The 2955-nt window shown below is 65.4% G+C and carries 3 protein-coding genes; 1 reads left to right on the forward strand and 2 read right to left on the reverse strand.

Translation table 11 applies throughout. The annotated features are described in order from the left end of the window. The coding region (locus IJH84_RS15120) for an FAD-dependent oxidoreductase (protein WP_295145546.1) at nucleotides 1-160 on the reverse strand (160 nt) is incomplete at its 3' end. A 167-nt stretch (nucleotides 161-327) separates the two neighbouring features. Continuing rightward, complete coding sequence (locus IJH84_RS15125) at nucleotides 328-1221, reverse strand: sigma-70 family RNA polymerase sigma factor (protein WP_295145542.1); 894 nt, start codon at nucleotides 1219-1221, stop codon at nucleotides 328-330. A 74-nt stretch (nucleotides 1222-1295) separates the two neighbouring features. Here IJH84_RS15125 and IJH84_RS15130 point away from each other — a divergent pair, with 74 nt between their 5' ends. Then, on the forward strand, nucleotides 1296-2816 hold the full coding sequence (locus tag IJH84_RS15130) for an MFS transporter (RefSeq protein WP_295145544.1): 1521 nt from the start codon (nucleotides 1296-1298) through the stop codon (nucleotides 2814-2816). The last annotated feature ends 139 nt before the right edge of the window (nucleotides 2817-2955 follow it).

A 2955-nucleotide genomic window follows, 5' to 3' on the forward strand; every position in this document is an offset into this window, starting at 1 on the left:
AACCGGCCGCCACGCCGTCGCGGTCGACGACGGTCACCTCCACGCCGTGCTCCTGCAAGAACCACGCCGTCGAGAGTCCGACGGCGCCGGCTCCGGCGACCACCACCCGGCGCGGTGCCTGATCGGTCCCGTTCTTGCCGGCTCCCTGCGCTCGGTCCAGCTCCGAGCATGACCGGGAACACACCGCTGATCGTTGTCATCTGCGCACAATCCGAGCGCGCCGCGTTGGCATCCGGGCACTACTCAGTGGGGTGGCCCCGGAACATTTGTTTAACAGTTGCGTGATGCGGTCTTGAGCGGGGTTTGCTGCGGCTGGGCTGATGTTTCCTACTCGATATTGCTGATCAGCCGGTCAATGCGTGGCTGATCGAGCAGTGAGTAGATCTGGATGATCCGACCGTGAATGATCACGAAGGTCATGATCGAGACGGGCTGGTGGTTGGCGCGGACGATGACTGCTGCGCCGCCGTTGACCGTGATCGGCTGGAACGTGGCGTCCGGGATGGCGAATGTCGTTGCGCGCCGGGTCACGTCCTGCGGTCCACGGATCGTGGCGGTCGCGGCGGTCCTGGTGGCGCCGCCGTCGGCGCGGAACGTGATCTCGGGGTGTAGCAGGGCGAGGAGAGTGTCGAGGTCACCGTCGCGGGATGCCGCGAAGAAGGCGTTGACCACACTGCGCTGAACGGCGGGATCGGTCTCGATCTCGCCCGGGTCCACGGCGTGCACCCTGCTGCGGGCGCGGCTGGCGAGCTTGCGGATGGCTTCGACCGACTTGCCGATCACGGCGGCGATATCACTGAACGACATCCCGAAGGAGTCGTGCAAGATGAACGCGAGGCGCTCGGATGGTGTGAGGCTCTCCAGGACGATGTGGAGGGCCAGGCTGGCCTGTTCAGCGAGCAGAGCCTGATCCTCTGGGCTCAGGACCTGATCATCGCCTCGCAGGTGGAGTTCGGGTCCGGTTGCGTCTGTGGGGTTCTCGGGTCGCGCGGCTCGGGCTCTGAGCTTGTTGAGACACGTGCGCGAGACGACCGTGGTCATCCACCCGTCGAGGTTCGTCACCGAGTCCAGATCCGTTACGCCAGGGCGGCTGAGTCGAACCCAGGAGTCTTGGACGGCGTCTTCAGCGTCGAAGCGGTCGCCGAGGATCCGGTAGGCCAGCGCGGTCAGCCGTTGACGGTTCTCTTCGAAGTGGCGGCTGAGTTGTTCCGGATCGTCCATCGGTCACGTCCTCGTCGTGCGGGGTGTCAGTTCCTATGACACGCCCACGACCGAGAACGTGACAGGAGCACGATGTGACGACCCCGAACCAATCAGCACCCACCCTAGATGCCGACCGACAGCGGCGGATTGCGCTGCTGGCGCTGTGTCTGGCTGGCTTCGTGATCCAGCTGGACGTAACCATCATCAATGTCGCTGTTCCGACGATCCAGCACGAGTTCCATGCCACTACCGGGGTATTGGAGTGGATCATCAGTGGTTACGCCCTCGGGCTCGCTGCCTTGATCCCCTTGATGGGCGCGCTCGGTGATCGCCTCGGTCACCGCTGCGTGCTCTTGGCAGGCCTCATCGTCTTTGGCCTCTGCTCTGCGGCAGCCGCGCTTGCACCGAAGCCCGAGGTGCTCATCGGCGCCCGTGTCGGGCAGGGCGTAGGCGGAGCAGCCATCTTGGCCCTGACCCTCGCCGTCCTGGCCGACACCTATCCGCCAGAGCAGCGCGGTCACGCCATCGGCTGGTGGGCAGCGATCGGTGGCATCGGTTTCGGGGCGGGCCCGGTCGTCGGCGGCCTGATTCTTTCAGTGTTCGGCTGGTCAACGATCTTCTGGGTCAACGTCCCGATCATTCTCGCCACAGTCGCCTTGATCCTGCTTACGGTCCCGATCGCCGCGGCCACGTCGCAGCCGCGGCCGCTTGACGTGCCTGGCGTCGTGCTCGCGTCGGCGGGTCTGGCGTCAGTGACTTTCGGCCTGATCACCGTCACCGATGTTCCCTGGGACGCTGCGCGAACCCTGGTGCCGCTCGGCGTCGGCGGACTCGCCCTCACGGCGTTCATGCAGTGGCAGCGCCGCGCGGATGATCCCTTGGTGCCGCGAGATGTGCGCGACAACTCAGCGTTCATCGGCGCGTGTGCCATTTACTTCCTCAGCTACGTGGCTTTCAGCGGGACGCTGTACTACGTCACCTTGATGTTCCAGAATCTTCTCGGCTGGTCGGCCCTTCGCACCGGCTTGTCGTGGCTGCTGATGAACATCCCATTCCTTCTCGCGGCCCAAATGGCCGGCAAACTCGGTCAACGCTTCACGCCACGAGCCATTGTCACCACGGGCTGCGCAGGCGGAGCAGTCGGCGTGGCAGCACTGAGCACGTTGACTCCGACGACCCCCTTCGCCGTTGCGGGAGTTGGCTACTTGGTCTCTGGAGTTGGTTTCGGGCTACTGGTTCCCGGGATCACGAGCGTGGCCATGCGCGATGTCGCTAGGCCGGTCGCGGGGGCTGCCTCGGCCATGCTGAACTCTTCCCGGCAGCTCGGTACGGCGGTAGGACTCGCGCTCGTCGGGGCCCTTGGCGCGGCGGCCACCCAACACAGCTGGGGCTCATCGCGACACCGGGCAACCCACACCATCACGACGGGGAACCTGCACGGAGTCCCGCCGCGACTGCAGGCGACCGCCAGCAACTCGTTCGAGATCGGGTACCACGTCGCCCTCGGGATCTGCGTCGTCAGTCTCCTGGTCGCCGTGTGGCTCTCAGTGCACGTGTTCAAGCAATGCAAAGCTCCCACTGAGGCCGCAGACGCGGAGGAGCCGAGTCCGTGACCCACGCCAACGTCGCCCTAACTCCGCGGGCCCGGCTCAAGGTCGCCCAACTGATCGTCGACCACAACATCCCGATCCGGGAAGGTCGAGCGGGTGCTCTCTGACCGCCCATCGACCGCTTGATCAGTCTCCCGGGTCA

This window comes from Saccharopolyspora sp., assembly GCF_017434145.1.
Lineage (GTDB): Bacteria > Actinomycetota > Actinomycetes > Mycobacteriales > Pseudonocardiaceae > Saccharopolyspora_C > Saccharopolyspora_C galaxeae.

Coding starts and splice junctions, on each gene's coding strand:
- IJH84_RS15125 (WP_295145542.1), bottom strand. CDS start 1,221: ATGGACGATCCGGAACAACTCAGCCGCCACTTCGAAGAGAACCGTCAA.